Source organism: Pseudomonas sp. TE3728, assembly GCF_056279145.1.
Window position 1 is genome coordinate 4,490,309 of sequence record NZ_JBWBQT010000001.1, and the last position, 14,667, is coordinate 4,504,975.

Below are 14,667 nucleotides of genomic sequence, written 5' to 3' on the forward strand. Positions count from 1 at the left end.
TTCTCTGTAGGAGCTGTCGAGTGAAACGAGGCTGCGATCTTTTGCTTTACCGGTGAAGGACGTACTGCCCGGTAAACCGCACCGCATCCTCTTCACTCCCGGTATTCACGATCCGCGAATGCAACGTCAATCGCGCCCGCCCGTACCGCTGATACATCGCCAGAAACTTCTTCCAGACTGCCGCACTCGGTGCCTGGCAAATCGCCGTCGCGTCCATGGTGACCGGCAGCGGGTAGCTGATCTGCCCTTCCTGAATCACGATGTGACCGTCTTCGATGATGCCTTCTTCACGCAAACGCAAATGCAGCCAGCCCCAGCCGGCCAGCACTGCGCCGCAATACAGACTGCCACCGAACATGGTGCTCTTGTGATTGACGTTGGCCGCAAGCGGCAGGTGCAGGCGCAGTTGTTGGTCGTGCCAGTCGAGCACTTTGAGGCCCATGTCCCGCGTGAGGGGGATGTCAGAATGGAGGATCGATTCCAGGTGACGACTGTCGCGGTTCATTCACGGGCCTTTTGTGTGAAGGGGATGATTTTACGGTAGCTCAATCAAGGTCGTCAGTGTGGCTGCCGGCGCCGGCATCGGCGAAGTTCAGACCATGCTTGCGCAGTTTGTCATGCAAGGTTTTGCGCGGAATGCCGAGCGCTTCGGCGAGACTGCGCACGGAGCTGTGCGAGCGCGCCAGTTCGGCGGCAATCAAGCTCTTCTCGAAGTTCTCCACTTGCTCGCTCAGGCCGCCGCTGACCACTTCAATCGTGCTGCCGACGCCGCCATCCGGCGCACTGTTGTCCAGCGCCAGTTCCAGACCCAAGGCAAAGCGTTCGGCGGCGTTCTGCAGTTCTCGCACGTTGCCTGGCCAGGTATGGCGCAGCAGTAGCGCCCGGTGTCCCGGCTGCAATTCGTGGGGTGGCAAACCGTGGCGGGCGCTGGCTTCATCGGCGAAATGCTGGAACAGCATCAGCGCATCTTCGCCCCGCTCACGCAGCGGCGGAATGCGCAGCGGCGCGACGTTCAGGCGGTAATACAAGTCGGCACGGAAGCGGCCCTGGTCGGCGGATTGACGCAGGTCTTCCTTGGTCGCAGCGATAATGCGGATGTCCAGCGGGATCAGCTGGTTGCCGCCCAAGCGCTCGACGACCCGCTCTTGCAGCAAGCGCAGCAATTTCACCTGCACATCCAGGCTCATGCTTTCGATTTCATCGAGGAACAACGTGCCGCCATTGGCAAATTCGAACTTGCCGATGCGACGTTTCTGCGCGCCGGTAAACGCACCGGGCTCGTGACCGAACAGCTCGCTTTCCACCACCGACTCGGCCAGGGCCCCGGCGTTGATCGCCACGAATGGACCGTTACGCCGACTCGACAGGTCGTGCAGCGCGCGCGCCACCACTTCCTTGCCCGCGCCGGTTTCGCCGAGGATCAGCACGTCGGCCTTGGTCGCCGCCAGTGCACCGATCTGCTCACGCAGGCGCAGCATCGGCGCTGATTGCCCGACGAGCCGAGCGCTCAGTTCGTTGCGATCGCTCAGGGCCAGACGCAGGCTGCGGTTGTCCAGCACCAGCCGGCGCAGGTCCAGGGCACGACGTACGCTGTCGAGCAGGGAGTCGCTGGCGAAAGGTTTTTCCAGAAAATCATAGGCTCCGGCACGCATGGCTTGAACGGCCAGCGGCACATCGCCGTGGCCGGTGATCAGCAGCACCGGAAGCTCCGGATCCTGGGCGTGGAGTTCGGTCAGCAGTTCGAGGCCGTCCATGCCTGGCATGCGGATGTCACTGACCACTACGCCCGGCCAGTCACGCTCCAGTTGCCCGGCCAGGCCTTTGGCTTCAGCCAGCGGCAGGATTTTCAGGCCGGCCAGGTCCAGGGTCTGGCTCAGGGCCTGGCGCAGGTGGGGATCGTCGTCGATCAACACGACCTGGATGCGGTTGTCGATGGTCATGCACTTCGGTCCTCGGACGGTTGCAGGCTCACGCCCGGTGAGCCTGCGCGCAACTTCAGGGTAATCAGGGCGCCACCTTCCTTGTGGTTGGAGAACGACAATTCACCACCGAAGGCGCGCATCAGGGTGTCGCAAATCGCCAGTCCCAAGCCAAGCCCCTGAGTGCGGGTCTTGGTGGTGTAGAAGGGCTCGCCGGCACGACCCAGCGCTTCCAGGCAGAACCCGGGGCCGTTGTCGCGAATGTACAGATTGACACCGTCGGCGGTGGACTCGGCACTCAACCAGAGTTTACGCGGCGGGCCTTTTTCCGTCAGGGCGTCGAGGGCATTGGCCAGCAGATTGCCGAGTACCTGACGCAGACGCGTTTCCCCGGCCTCGACCCATAGGGTGGCAGCCGGCAGGTCACGGATCAGCTCGACTTCCATGCTGCGCCGACGCTTGGCCAGTAACGCCAGCGCGTCGTCCAGTGCCGGTTGCAGGGCAACACTTTCCGGGGCGTGGCGATCACGTCGGGCGAAGGCGCGCAGGTGGGCAATGATCGAGGCCATGCGCCCGGTCAATTCGCTGATCAGCTTGAGGTTGCCGCGAGCATCCTCGGTGCGCTGATGATCGAGCAGCACTTCGGCGTTTTCCGCGTAGCTGCGGATCGCCGCCAGCGGTTGGTTGAGTTCATGGCTGATGCTCGCCGACATCGTCCCCAGCGCCGAGAGCTTGCCGGCCTGCACCAGGTCATCCTGCGCGCGCACCAGTTCCTGCTGAGCGTGTTCGCGCTCCAGCACTTCCTGCTTGAGTCGACGGTTGAGGCCTTCGAGGTCGCTGGTCCGTTCGGCGACCCGGCCTTCCAGTTCCTGGCGGGCCTTGCCTTCGAAGGCGATCCGCTCCAGGTAATGGCGTCGGCGCTGCATCATCAAGCCCAGCAGCAGCATCAATACCAGCAGCGTTGCGCCGCCAATGGCCACGACGGTGCGTACCGGACGATCGATCAGGGTGCGCGGCGCAAGGATACTGACGCTCCAACCGGTTTCTTCGATCTGCCGGGTTTGCGTCAGCCAGGCGTTGGCGTCGAGATTCAATGGCTTGGGATCGCGGGTCGGGTAGGGTTGAATCGCGGTGATGGCCTCGCGTTCTGCGTCGCTCAATGGACGGGTCGAGCGGAAACGCCACTCGGGCCGTGACGTGAGGATGACCACGCCATTGTGGTCGGTCACCAACAGTTGTTCCGGGGTTTTGCCCCAGAGGCTTTCGGTGTGGTCGAGGTCGACCTTGACCACCAGCACGCCGATGATTTTTTCGCGATCACGTATCGCCGCCGCGAAGAAGTAACCGCGCTTGGCCGAGGTGGTGCCCAGGCCGAAGAAGCGCCCCAGACGCCCGGCCATGGCTTCGCTGAAATAAGGACGAAAAGCGAAATTGCGGCCAACGAAGCTGTCGTGTTTGTCCCAATTGGAGGCCGCCAGCGTCTTGCCGGTGGTGTCCATCAGGTACATGACTTCGGCGCCGGTCTGGGCACTGATGTTTTTCAGCAGGCGATTGGCATTGCCCTGAATCACGCCCTCGTCGGGTGCGGCCAATGTCGCGCGCAGGGCGGGCAGCTCGCCGAGAATCTGCGGCAACACTTCATACCGATGCAGAGTGCCCAGCAGGTTGGCGACGTAGAGGTCGAGGGTTTGACGGTTCTGCCCGGCCAGTTCGCTGCGGTAGTACCGCTCGGCCAAATGCTCCAGCGGCCACAGCAAGGGCGCCAGGCACAACGCGAGTAGCGCCAGGCTACGCCAGCGGGGTCTGCGGGGGAGAGTTGGTGTCATGAGCATCAAGCGCCTATGGGTATAGACGCATTATGCCTAGGCTTGCGGGCGCAGTCTGCGCACCTGGGATCAAGTGCGCGCTGGCGGTGAAAATTCACACAGGAATTCAGGAAAAGACTTCAGCGTCCTTGAAGAACGCGGCGGACTGATCCTTGGCGGACAGTTTCGGTGCTTCGTCCAGCTGCCAGTCGATGCCCAGGTCAGGATCGTCCCAGCGAATGCTGCGCTCGGCCGACGGAGTGTAGTAGTCGGTGGTCTTGTAGAGGAACTCGGCAAAATCGCTCAGTACCACGAAACCATGGGCAAAACCTTCAGGTACCCAAAGTTGGCGATGGTTGTCGGCGGACAGGCGTACCGCCACCCATTTGCCGAAATACGGCGAGCTGCGGCGAATATCCACCGCCACGTCCAGCACTTCACCGGCGGTGACCCGGACCAGTTTGCCCTGAGTGTTCTCCAACTGGTAATGCAAACCGCGCAGTACACCTTTTTGCGAGCGGGAATGGTTGTCCTGAACGAATTGGGTGTTCAGGCCAGTCGCTTCTTCGAAAGCCTTGGCGTTGAAGCTCTCATAGAAGAAACCGCGCTCGTCACCAAATACCTTGGGTTCGATGATCAGAACACCGGGCAGGTCGGTGGTGACTACATTCATGGTGTTTCTCCAGCATTAGGCGTTGATGGCCGACATTCTTACGCAAAGTGGCGGCGGGTGCGAGTGGGGCGGTGGTTCAGGCGATAAAATTCGTGAAGTTGCTGTATTTCCATCAGTAAAAAAACTGGTGATCTCTCACCTGTTAATCGACCTCACCGAAATACCACTGCTCGGCCTCATAGGGTTGTCCGTCGCAATCTTCAGCGGTAAAGCGCAAACCTCTTTCTTTCATCCCGTCCGGAAGGACGAGACCCCATTGCGCTGCGAGGCTTTTGTCCGCTGGGCAGTATTCACTATCGATTAGCGGGATGTGACTTCGGTGGTAGTCCAGATTGGTGTAAATGCAGATTTCGCTGGTGAACATGTCCGGCAGGCAGATAACCGTGATTACTCGACAGTCGATGGCATTTTCCGGTCTAGCCTGGCGTATGTGATGCGCTGCATTGATCATTTGTTGAGCGCATTCTTTGCGTATGGCAGTGGTCGCTTGTTTACCCTCTACCAGTGTCGTGATAACCGGAATTTTCCAGTTGCAGTATTTCTGTTCGAGAGTCAGATCGTCCGGAAAATAACCCTCGAAGCGAGAGGCCCAGACTGCGAGGCCTTTCAATCGACGTGGGATGTTTCGGATTTTTTTGTTTGAGAGTGCAAGGCGACGCATCGTCATGGTGGCGACTTTATCCTGGGCGGTTGAAGAATCCTTTGTGGCTATAGGTTGGAATCAGGAACAGTGAAAGGCAATCCGAGATTGCTGTAGGAAAGTTCATCTGAGTAATCGCTGACCGGAAACCATCCCCAATGCCGACTCTCTGACCGGTATAAGGGGTTGCGTATCGCCCCAAGCAATGGCGATATAAGCGCCTAATAAAATTTCAGGGGTCGTTGTATGCCGCTCGCCACGTTGATTCACCGTGCCAGTCTGCCCAGCCCGCAGGTGTCTGCGGCGCAAGTGATAGAGCTGCTGAAAGAGCATTACGGGCTGAGCGGGCGGTTGCAGGCTCTTGGGAGCCAGCAGGATCTCAATTTCCGCGTCGACAGCGAGCAGGGGCGTTTCGTCCTGAAAATCTGCCGTGGTGATTACTCGGCGCTGGAGTTGCAAGCCCAACACGCAGGACTCAAGCATCTGGGTGAACATTCTGGCGTGCAGGTGCCGCGAGTGATTCCTGCAAAAAATGGCGCAGACCTGCTCTCCCTTGAAGTTGGGGGCCAAGCGGTGCACGTGCGTTTGCTTGATTACATCGACGGCCAATCCCTGACGCACCTCAATCATCTAAGCCATTCAGTGGTCGCCGGTTTTGGTCGGCTCTGCGGCGAAATGGACCTGGCGCTGGCCGGTTTCAATCACCCAGGCCTTGAGCGCACCCTGCAATGGGACGCTCGCCACGCCAATGCGTTAATCGCGCATCTGCTGCCGGTGATCAAGGATGAGCGGCAACGAGCGTTGATTGCTGAAGGCGCCGAACAGGCCGAGCGCCACTTGCAGCCCTTGGTGGACAAGCTGCCGGTGCAGGCGATTCACATGGACATCACCGACGACAACGTAGTCTGGCAGCGGGATTCGCAGCGCCAATGGCAGTTGCAGGGCGTGATCGATTTCGGCGACCTGGTCCGTACCTGGCGGATCACCGATCTGTCGGTGACCTGCGCCGCGCTGCTGCACCATGCCGATGGCGATCCGTTCTGCATTTTGCCGGCGGTTCGGGCTTATCACGCGGTCAATCCGTTGCAGCATGAAGAGTTGCTGGCGCTCTGGCCGCTGATCGTCGCCCGCTCGGCAGTGCTGGTGCTGAGTGGCGAGCAGCAGGTCAGCATTGATCCGGGCAATGAGTACAGTCGCGACAACCTGACCCATGAGTGGGAAATTTTCCGTGTTGCCACATCGGTGCCGTTGGCGTTGATGGAGGCGGCGATTCTTACCGCAGTCGGTCAAAGCCTGCCGAGCATCGGCAGTGAAAGCTTCGCGCCATTGTTGCCGAGTCTGGTGGGGCGTGAATTTGCGTTGATCGATCTGGGCGTGCTCAGTCCGCATTTCGAGGCGGGTAACTGGGAGCAAGAGGGGATCGACCTGCGTCTGCTGACTGAGGCCGCCGCAGCTCACGGTCTGGCGGCCAGTCGATATGGCCAGTATCGTCTGTCCCGCACTCGCCCGGACTGTGCCAGCGAACCCGATACTTTCCCGCTACACGTTGCGTTGCGAGTGCCCGATGGCACGACGGTCGAAGCGCCGTTCGCCGGCGTTATCCATGTCGAAGGGGAGAACTTGCTGCAACTGGATGGCCCAGAGCTCAGCGTCCGATTGTGGGGTGTGGCTCCATCGGTACGCAGTAGCGCGGCGCTGGTCAAAGGCCAGGTGCTGGGCTCAGTCAGCGGGCCGTTGATCGTGCAGTTGTGCCGAAGTGCTCAGCTCGACGCGCCGTTGTTTTGTACGCCATCGCGCGCCGCAGCCTGGCAGGCGTTATGTCCTTCACCTGCCGTGTTGCTGGGCCTGGCCTGTGATGCGCAAGAAGAGCTCGACCCGCAGACATTGCTCGCCCGCCGTGACGCGAGTTTCGCTCGCTCCCAGAAACACTATTACGTAGACCCGCCGCGCATCGAGCGAGGCTGGCGCAATCACCTGATCGACATGCAGGGTCGCTCTTACCTCGACATGCTCAACAACGTTGCGGTCTTGGGTCATGGCCATCCGCGCATGGCTGCCGTCGCCAGCCGGCAGTGGTCGTTGCTCAACACCAATTCGCGTTTTCACTACGCGGCGATTGCCGAGTTTTCCGAGCGTTTGTTGAAGCTGGCACCGGACAACATGGATCGCGTATTTCTGGTCAACAGCGGCACCGAGGCCAATGACCTGGCGATCCGTCTGGCCTGGGCCTACAGCGGCGGTCGCGACATGCTCAGCGTGCTGGAGGCGTATCACGGTTGGTCAGTCGCGGCGGACGCGGTTTCGACCTCGATTGCCGACAACCCCAAGGCCTTGAGCAGCCGTCCGGACTGGGTGCATCCAGTCACCGCGCCGAACACCTATCGCGGTGAGTTTCGTGGCATCGACAGCGCACCGGACTACGTGCGCAGCGTCGAACATAACCTGGCGAAAATTGCCGAACAGAAACGCCAACTGGCCGGTTTCATCTGCGAGCCGGTTTACGGCAATGCCGGCGGTATCTCGCTGCCACCGGGCTATTTGAAGCAGGTCTATGCGCTGGTCCGCGCTCAGGGCGGGGTGTGCATCGCCGATGAAGTGCAAGTCGGTTACGGCCGCATGGGCAAATTCTTCTGGGGCTTCGAAGAACAGGGCGTGGTGCCGGACATCATCACCATGGCCAAAGGCATGGGTAACGGCCAACCGTTGGGCGCAGTCATTACCCGACGGGAAATTGCCGAAGCGCTGGAGGCCGAGGGTTACTTCTTCTCGTCGGCCGGTGGCAGCCCGGTCAGTTGCCAGATTGGCATGGCAGTGCTGGATGTGATGGAAGAAGAAAAACTCTGGGAGAACGCGCAGGTTGTGGGCGGGTATTTCAAAGAACGCCTTGAAGCGTTGATTGACCAGCATCCGTTGGTGGGAGCGGTGCATGGTTCCGGCTTCTATCTGGGCGTGGAGTTGATCCGCAATCGAGAAACCCTGGAGCCCGCGACCGAAGAAACCACGGTGTTGTGCGATCGCCTTCGTGAGCTGGGGATCTTCATGCAGCCGACGGGCGATTACCTGAACATTCTCAAGATCAAGCCGCCGATGGTTACGTCGCGTCAGAGCGTGGATTTCTTTGTCGACATGCTGTCCAAAGCCTTGGATGAGGGCCTATAAGCAGCGCTGCGGCCCCCTGTAGGAGCTGCCGAAGGCTGCGATCTTTTGATTTTTGGCATTGGTGATATCGCTAAAGATCAAAAGATCGCAGCCTTCGGCAGCTCCTACATTGGAATCGCGAAATACCGATTGTTATCGGCTTTTAGTGAGTTTTTTTCGAAAGAAAGAATATTTATCGCTTTAAAAGCCGATTTTTATCGGCTATAAAGTCGCCACTGCCCACGGTGTGGATGAACCATGCCCGGTGCTGCCTCTTTCTGTCATCGGTCGATGCCACCCTCGACCCTCAACACTTGCCCAGGAGATGATTCATGAGCCGTATCGTTACCGTCGCCGCTACCCAGATGGCCTGTTCCTGGGACCTTGAAGCCAACATCGAGACCGCTGAAAAGCTGGTCCGTGAGGCCGCGGCGAAAGGCGCGCAAATCATCCTGATCCAGGAGCTGTTCGAAGCGCCGTACTTCTGCCAGAAACCGAACCCTGACTACCTGCCGCTGGCCACGACGGTCGAAGACAACGTCGCCATCAAGCATTTCCAGAAGGTCGCCAAAGAACTGCAGGTTGTTCTGCCAATCAGCTTCTACGAGCTGGCTGGCCGCGCACGTTTCAATAGCATCGCGATCATCGATGCCGACGGCAGCAACCTCGGGATTTATCGTAAAAGCCATATCCCGGATGGTCCTGGCTACCACGAAAAGTACTACTTCAACCCGGGCGATACCGGCTTCAAAGTCTGGAATACCCGCTACGCGAAAATCGGCGTGGGCATCTGCTGGGATCAGTGGTTCCCTGAGTGCGCCCGCAGCATGGCGCTGCAAGGCGCGGAAATCCTGTTCTACCCGACCGCCATCGGCAGCGAGCCATACGACAAGACCATTTCGTCCCGTGACCATTGGCAGCGCGTGCAACAAGGCCATGCCGGCGCCAACCTGATGCCGCTGATTGCCAGCAACCGCATCGGCAACGAAGAGCAGGACGGCTACGACATCACCTTCTACGGCTCGTCGTTCATCGCCAACCAGTTTGGCGAGAAAGTCCAGGAGCTGAATGAAACAGAAGAAGGCATTCTGGTTCACAGTTTCGACCTCGATGAGCTGGAGCACATCCGCAGCGCATGGGGCTCGTTCCGTGACCGTCGCCCGAACCTGTACGGCGCGATCAAAACCCTCGACGGTTCCCTGGAGTCCTGAACCATGACCACTTTGAACAGCACCCCTCGCACCGACGGCTTTTACATGCCCGCTGAATGGGCGCCCCAGACCCAGACCTGGATGGTCTGGCCCGAGCGCCCGGACAACTGGCGCCTGGGCGGCAAACCGGCGCAAGCCGCGCACGTGGCGGTGGCCAAGGCCATCGCGCGTTTCGAACCGGTGACCGTGGCAGTCTCCGCTGGCCAGTACGAAAATGCTCGGGCCCGACTCGACGTGCCGAATATTCGTTTGGTGGAGATGTCCAGCGATGACGCCTGGGTTCGGGATACTGGCCCGACGTTCGTCATCAACAACCGCGGCGAAGTCCGTGGTGTGGATTGGGACTTCAATGCCTGGGGCGGTTTTGACGGTGGTCTGTATTCGCCGTGGAACCGTGACTCGCAAGTGGCGGGCAAGATCCTCGAAATCGAGCGCAGCCCCCGCTACCGCACCGAAGGTTTTGTGCTCGAAGGCGGCTCGATCCATGTCGATGGTGAAGGCACCCTGATTACCACCGAAGAGTGCCTGCTCAACCGCAATCGCAACCCGCACATGGACCGTGCGCAAATCGAAGCGGTGCTCAGTGCAAATCTGGCTGTGGATAAAATCATTTGGCTGCCGGACGGTTTGTTCAACGACGAAACCGACGGCCATGTGGATAACTTCTGCTGCTACGTGCGTCCGGGCGAAGTACTGCTGGCCTGGACCGATGACCCGCAGGACCCGAACTACCCGCGCTGCCAGGCGGCAATGAACGTGCTGCAAAACAGCACCGATGCCAAAGGGCGCCCATTCACGGTGCACAAGATGCCGATTCCGGGGCCGCTGTATGCCACCGAAGAAGAGTGCGCAGGTGTCGATCCGGTGGATGGCACTCAGGAACGCAATCCGACTGTTCGTCTGGCCGGCTCTTATGTGAACTTCCTGATCGTTAATGGCGGCATTATCGCGCCGAGCTTCGACGACCCATTGGACGGTCCGGCCAAAGAGATTTTGCAGACTTTGTTCCCGCAGCACGAAGTGGTCATGGTGCCGGGGCGCGAACTGTTACTGGGGGGCGGTAACATCCACTGCCTTACCCAACAACAACCCGCGCCGCACAAGGAGTGAGTGAGGTCGTAACAGCTTGAGTTGATTGAAGAATCGATTGAGCAACGCTTTAGCGTCGTTATTTCACAGAAAGCCCGCAGCCCATCAGGACTGCGGGCTTTTTTGTATCCACTTGTCGACACTTGGAAAACGTTGGCACAGCTCTTGTATCTTCGATGGCGCAACATGGGGAGGGAGAGAACTTCGATGTTCTGTCATAAACCTTGGATAAGTTAGCCGCTCACAAACCAGGAGAGAGCGCTGAGATGAACGCCGAAATGAACGTCGTGAGCGAGCGGGCAATGCATCCCCTGGCAGTTAACAGCGAATCGCTCCAGGTCTTGGCGCAATGGTTGAAGTCCAATGGAACGCGTCAGATCAGAGAACCTGATCCGCGCCGGATGATGATCGAGCGCTACCCTGCTGGTTTATTCAGCGAGGCGGAACTGGACGCACTGTGGGATGTGATGGAAGGATAAGAAGAAAAACAACGGATTGATAAAAGCGCTGCCGGGAAGGCGGCGCTTTTTTATGCCTGTTGGAAAAATTGGCGTTTGTCAGGACATCAAGATCGCAGCCTGCGGCAGCTCCTACATAGATCGGCGTAGGAGCTGCCGCAGGCTGCGATCTCTTGATCTTGCTCTTAAAAACTGTAAGTACCGGTCACGACTAGGCTCCGTGGTGCGCCCGGCTGGATCTGCGCTGCGCTGGTGGCCGACGAGTAATACTCGCGATCGGTGATGTTGTTCAATGCCGCCCGCAAATCCCAATCTTTCTGCCGGAACCCGGCCAATGCATCCCAACGGCCATAGCCTGGCAGCACAGTGGTGTTTAGGTTGTCGGCGTAACGCTGACCGACCAGGGTCAAACCGGTTTCGGCGTACCAGCCCATTTCCGGTTTCCAGGTCAGGAATAGGCTGCCGTTGTGCTTGGCCACGTTGCTGATGCGTTTGCCTTCAAAGCCATTGTTGTCTTTCTCGACTTTTGCATCCTGCACGCCAACGCCACCGCGCACGTACCAGTTGCCAGCGATCTTGCCGGTGCCGGTCAATTCGATTCCGCGGGAGCGTTGCAGGCCGGTGAGCAAGGTCACGGTCGGATCGTTCGGGTCGCTGGTGCGACGGTTGTAAAGTTCCAGTTCGTAGATCGCCAGCGTAGTGCTCAGGCGATCGTCGAGCCAGTCGCTCTTCACGCCGATTTCCTTCTGTTTGGTCAGCTCAGGGCTCAGGTCGTTGCTGGCCGCGCCTGGGGTGATGCCGATCAAGCCGCCACCGACCGGGGAAAAGGTCTTGGTCCAGGAGGCGTAGAAGGAGTGATTGTGCAGCGGTGTCCAGACCACGCCTACACGCGGGCTGGTGCTGTGGCTGTCACGATCTTCGGAAATGTCTCGCAGCTTGTTGGTCGACTCGATATCAAAGGTGTCGTAACGCAAACCGGCCAGCAGTTGCCATTGATCGTTCAGGCGCAGTTGGTCCTGTACGTACACCGCACGGCTTTCGACTTCGGTGTGCGTGCTGCTCGACACCTGCATGCGTCCGGTATGGCGCAAGTCGCGATTGGGGTTGTACAGGTCCAGCGCCGGAACCGGCGAACTGCCGCGCCCCGAAGTTGCTGCGTTATACAACGTCGGATCGCGCCGTTGGCTGCCGATCTCGATACCGGTCAGCAGGCGATGCTCCAGGCCGAATGTATCGAAGCCGCCTTCCAATTCGACGTTGTTATAGACGTTGCGGGTGGTCAGCTCCTGCTGCCAGTGTTGGCGCGTGACCTTGTTGGTCGCGGGGGTATAACTGGTCAGGTAAGTGTTGTCGAAATCGCTGTTGAGCTTGAATATGCCCAACGTATGACGCAGCTGCCAGTTGTCGCTGAGTTCGTAGCTGAGTTTCGAGCGCAGGGATTGCGACTTGTCGTCGATGAAATCGTGCTCGCTGCCGTAGGTCGTCTCCGGCCCGACGTCCGCCGGGCGCCCGTTGACCCCGGGGATGCCGCGATCCGGCGTACGGTTGTAGCGGCTGTATTCGTACTGCACCAACCAATTGAGGTCGGGCGTCAGTTGCCAACTCATGGACGGCGCGAACAGTTGGCGATTGCCACTGACGCCATCGCGAAAGCTGTTCTGGTCCATATTGCCCATGTTCAGGCGCAGGCTGATGTTCTCGCTCGGGTCGGTGCTGAGGTCGGCATACAGGCTGCGCAGATCGTCGCTGCCACCTTGGGCTTCAAGGGTCGAGCGGCGACCAAACTCCGGCAACTTGCTGACCCGGTTGACGATCCCGCCCTGGCTGCCACGGCCATACAAAACCGCCGCCGGGCCTTTGAGGACTTCGATGCGTTCGATGTTGTGCAAATCGCGCACGTACTGGCTGTCGTCACGGATGCCGTCAAGGTAGAAGTCGTTGCTGGCGTCGAATCCACGGATGCGCAGGCTGTCGAAGCGGGTGTCGGCGCCGCTGCTGACGTTGGGGATGCCACTGAGTGCGGTGCCCAGATCGTTGGTGCCGTAATCCACCACGTTTGCCGTTTTTACCGAATCGATGGCCTGCGGCACGTAACGTACCGGTGTCGCCGTGCGAGTCGCGGTGCTGGTTTCCTTTACGCGCGGATCGTCAACTTGTGCGTCGGCGCTGATCGAGGTCTCGGGTAAAACGGTCGTGGCAGCGCAGGCAAAACCGGCAGACAGAAAAGCGGAAAGCCCAAGGGTGATGGGCGTAAGGCGGGAGGGGGCAGGCATCTGAAGCGCATCCGGAAGGGTAGAGAAATTCGAGGGTGCGAATGGTAATGCTTGTTATTTACTTTCGTTAATTATTCTTGAAGGGTGTCTTTGCTTGATTGTTTCAAGTTGTGTCGTGATTGATGCGAAAAATACGAAGTCGCATTCGACCGATTCATGAAACAGACTGAAAGCCATTCCAGCGTTTTTCCGAAACTGTCTGGGGACTAATCTGCCGGCATTGAGTTTTCCTACTTTGTTGCCGGAGTCTTCCCATGATCCTTCACTACATTTACGACCCATTGTGCGGCTGGTGTTACGGCGCCAAGCCACTGGTGCAGGCCGCCCAAAGCGTGCTGCCGGTAATCGCCCACGGTGGCGGCATGATGACCGGCGCCAACCGCCAGACCGTTTCGTCACAACTGCGCAATTACGTCATGCCCCATGACCGACGCATCGCCGAGTACACCGGCCAGCCGTTTGGTGAGGCATATTTTGAAGGTTTGCTGCGCGATGAGACGGCAGTGTTCGATTCCGCGCCGCCGATTGCCGCTGTGCTGGCAGCCGAGCAGATCGCTGGCCGCGGGCTAGCATTGCTGGGGCGTTTGCAGACGGCTCATTACGTGGAAGGTCGACGCATCGCTGATAACGCCGTGCTGCTGGAACTCGCCACACAGACCGGCCTTGAACCCGAGGCGTTCCAACAGGCATTTAATGAAGCTGACACCGAGCGCCATATCAAGGACAGCCGCGCACTCCTGGCCAAGGTCGGTGGACAGGGTTTTCCGACTTTTGCGCTGGAACAGGATGGCCAGCTCACCCTGGTCGACATCGGCCCTTGGCTCGGCAAGCCGCAAGCCTTCGCCCAATGGCTGGATCAGTCGTTTGCGGCGAAAGAGTCTTCATCCGCGTTTCAAACCTGTGGCCTCGACGGCTGCGCCCATTGATTTCACCTGGAGTCACCATGGATAACCTGAGCCTGATTAAAAGCACCTACGAAGGCGCCAACTCCCAGGAGAACGCTCGCAATACCGCCGCGGCGCTGGCCGATGACGCTCGCTGGACTGAGGCCGCAGGTTTCCCGTACGCCGGGACCTATGTCGGTTTCGACGCTATTGTCGAAAACGTGTTCAAGCGCCTGGCCACCGAGTGGGAAGATTTTCAGTTCAAGGTCGAGCACTACGTCGCACAGGGCGACAAGGTGTTTGCCTACGGCAATTACAGCGGAATCTACAAAGCCACCGGCCGCCCGATGAATGCTCGGGTCGCTCACTTGTGGACCCTGGCCAACGGCAAAGTCACGCATTTCGAACAATTCGTCGACAGCCACACCGTGCAATTGGCTATCGCTGACAAGTGATTTCTTAGACGATTTTCGCCTATTCACAGACGATTCCTGAAATTGACACCTTATTAAGGGCGCAGATAGGATGCGCCCAACGCCTGTGGCTAACCGCCATGACTCACAAAACAATAAAAGGT

12 protein-coding genes are annotated in these 14,667 nt (G+C 59.1%); 6 read left to right on the forward strand and 6 right to left on the reverse strand.

Annotated features, from left to right (window positions below):
• Positions 1–46 precede the first annotated feature (46 nt).
• The 5 genes from ACZ89R_RS19670 to ACZ89R_RS19690 all read right to left on the reverse strand — a co-directional run bounded on the left by ACZ89R_RS19670 (position 47) and on the right by ACZ89R_RS19690 (position 5,064).
• Positions 47–505: a YiiD C-terminal domain-containing protein gene (locus ACZ89R_RS19670; RefSeq protein ID WP_008068720.1), complete on the reverse strand. Its 459-nt coding sequence runs from the start codon at positions 503–505 to the stop codon at positions 47–49.
• A gap of 40 nt (positions 506–545) precedes the next feature.
• A complete protein-coding gene (locus tag ACZ89R_RS19675; protein ID WP_429544848.1) occupies positions 546–1,940 on the reverse strand; it encodes a sigma-54-dependent transcriptional regulator in 1,395 nt (464 codons plus the stop codon).
• Positions 1,937–3,745, reverse strand: coding sequence for a sensor histidine kinase (locus ACZ89R_RS19680; RefSeq protein WP_429544847.1), 1,809 nt, complete (start codon positions 3,743–3,745; stop codon positions 1,937–1,939). The genes ACZ89R_RS19675 and ACZ89R_RS19680 overlap by 4 nt, the downstream gene beginning before the upstream one ends.
• Positions 3,746–3,851: 106 nt before the next feature.
• Positions 3,852–4,397: a dTDP-4-dehydrorhamnose 3,5-epimerase gene (rfbC, locus tag ACZ89R_RS19685; RefSeq protein WP_429544846.1), complete on the reverse strand. Its 546-nt coding sequence runs from the start codon at positions 4,395–4,397 to the stop codon at positions 3,852–3,854.
• A 142-nt stretch (positions 4,398–4,539) separates the two neighbouring features.
• Positions 4,540–5,064, reverse strand: coding sequence for a DUF3916 domain-containing protein (locus ACZ89R_RS19690; RefSeq protein ID WP_429544845.1), 525 nt, complete (start codon positions 5,062–5,064; stop codon positions 4,540–4,542).
• 219 nt (positions 5,065–5,283) lie between these two features.
• On the opposite strand from ACZ89R_RS19690, the gene ACZ89R_RS19695 reads away from it, so the two are divergent.
• The 4 genes from ACZ89R_RS19695 (at position 5,284) to ACZ89R_RS19710 (ending at position 10,954) form a co-directional block, all read left to right on the forward strand.
• Positions 5,284–8,196 carry an aminotransferase gene (locus ACZ89R_RS19695; protein ID WP_429544844.1) on the forward strand — a complete coding sequence of 971 codons (2,913 nt, stop codon included), beginning with the start codon at positions 5,284–5,286 and terminating at the stop codon, positions 8,194–8,196.
• Between the two features lie 311 nt (positions 8,197–8,507).
• Entirely contained in the window at positions 8,508–9,386 is an 879-nt protein-coding gene (aguB, locus tag ACZ89R_RS19700; RefSeq protein ID WP_429544843.1) for an N-carbamoylputrescine amidase, read from the forward strand.
• A gap of 3 nt (positions 9,387–9,389) precedes the next feature.
• Positions 9,390–10,496 (forward strand): agmatine deiminase, encoded by a 1,107-nt coding sequence (gene aguA, locus ACZ89R_RS19705; protein WP_401171980.1) that lies wholly within the window; start codon positions 9,390–9,392, stop codon positions 10,494–10,496.
• Positions 10,497–10,741: 245 nt separating this feature from the next.
• The gene (locus ACZ89R_RS19710) at positions 10,742–10,954 is read left to right on the forward strand and encodes a hypothetical protein (protein ID WP_192346598.1); all 213 of its coding nucleotides are present in this window, start codon (positions 10,742–10,744) and stop codon (positions 10,952–10,954) included.
• Positions 10,955–11,118: 164 nt separating this feature from the next.
• Here ACZ89R_RS19710 and ACZ89R_RS19715 read toward each other — a convergent pair whose 3' ends face one another.
• A complete protein-coding gene (locus tag ACZ89R_RS19715; protein WP_429544842.1) occupies positions 11,119–13,206 on the reverse strand; it encodes a TonB-dependent receptor in 2,088 nt (695 codons plus the stop codon).
• Between the two features lie 254 nt (positions 13,207–13,460).
• Between ACZ89R_RS19715 and ACZ89R_RS19720 the strand changes: the two genes are divergently transcribed.
• Positions 13,461–14,132 carry a DsbA family protein gene (locus ACZ89R_RS19720; RefSeq protein ID WP_429544841.1) on the forward strand — a complete coding sequence of 224 codons (672 nt, stop codon included), beginning with the start codon at positions 13,461–13,463 and terminating at the stop codon, positions 14,130–14,132.
• A gap of 17 nt (positions 14,133–14,149) precedes the next feature.
• The gene (locus ACZ89R_RS19725) at positions 14,150–14,545 is read left to right on the forward strand and encodes a nuclear transport factor 2 family protein (RefSeq protein ID WP_218396911.1); all 396 of its coding nucleotides are present in this window, start codon (positions 14,150–14,152) and stop codon (positions 14,543–14,545) included.
• Positions 14,546–14,667: the final 122 nt, after the last annotated feature.

Coding starts and splice junctions, on each gene's coding strand:
- ACZ89R_RS19670 (WP_008068720.1), bottom strand. CDS start 505: ATGAACCGCGACAGTCGTCACCTGGAATCGATCCTCCATTCTGACATC.
- ACZ89R_RS19675 (WP_429544848.1), bottom strand. CDS start 1,940: ATGACCATCGACAACCGCATCCAGGTCGTGTTGATCGACGACGATCCC.
- ACZ89R_RS19680 (WP_429544847.1), bottom strand. CDS start 3,745: ATGACACCAACTCTCCCCCGCAGACCCCGCTGGCGTAGCCTGGCGCTA.
- rfbC (WP_429544846.1), bottom strand. CDS start 4,397: ATGAATGTAGTCACCACCGACCTGCCCGGTGTTCTGATCATCGAACCC.
- ACZ89R_RS19690 (WP_429544845.1), bottom strand. CDS start 5,064: ATGACGATGCGTCGCCTTGCACTCTCAAACAAAAAAATCCGAAACATC.
- ACZ89R_RS19695 (WP_429544844.1), top strand. CDS start 5,284: ATGCCGCTCGCCACGTTGATTCACCGTGCCAGTCTGCCCAGCCCGCAG.
- aguB (WP_429544843.1), top strand. CDS start 8,508: ATGAGCCGTATCGTTACCGTCGCCGCTACCCAGATGGCCTGTTCCTGG.
- aguA (WP_401171980.1), top strand. CDS start 9,390: ATGACCACTTTGAACAGCACCCCTCGCACCGACGGCTTTTACATGCCC.
- ACZ89R_RS19710 (WP_192346598.1), top strand. CDS start 10,742: ATGAACGCCGAAATGAACGTCGTGAGCGAGCGGGCAATGCATCCCCTG.
- ACZ89R_RS19715 (WP_429544842.1), bottom strand. CDS start 13,206: ATGCCTGCCCCCTCCCGCCTTACGCCCATCACCCTTGGGCTTTCCGCT.
- ACZ89R_RS19720 (WP_429544841.1), top strand. CDS start 13,461: ATGATCCTTCACTACATTTACGACCCATTGTGCGGCTGGTGTTACGGC.
- ACZ89R_RS19725 (WP_218396911.1), top strand. CDS start 14,150: ATGGATAACCTGAGCCTGATTAAAAGCACCTACGAAGGCGCCAACTCC.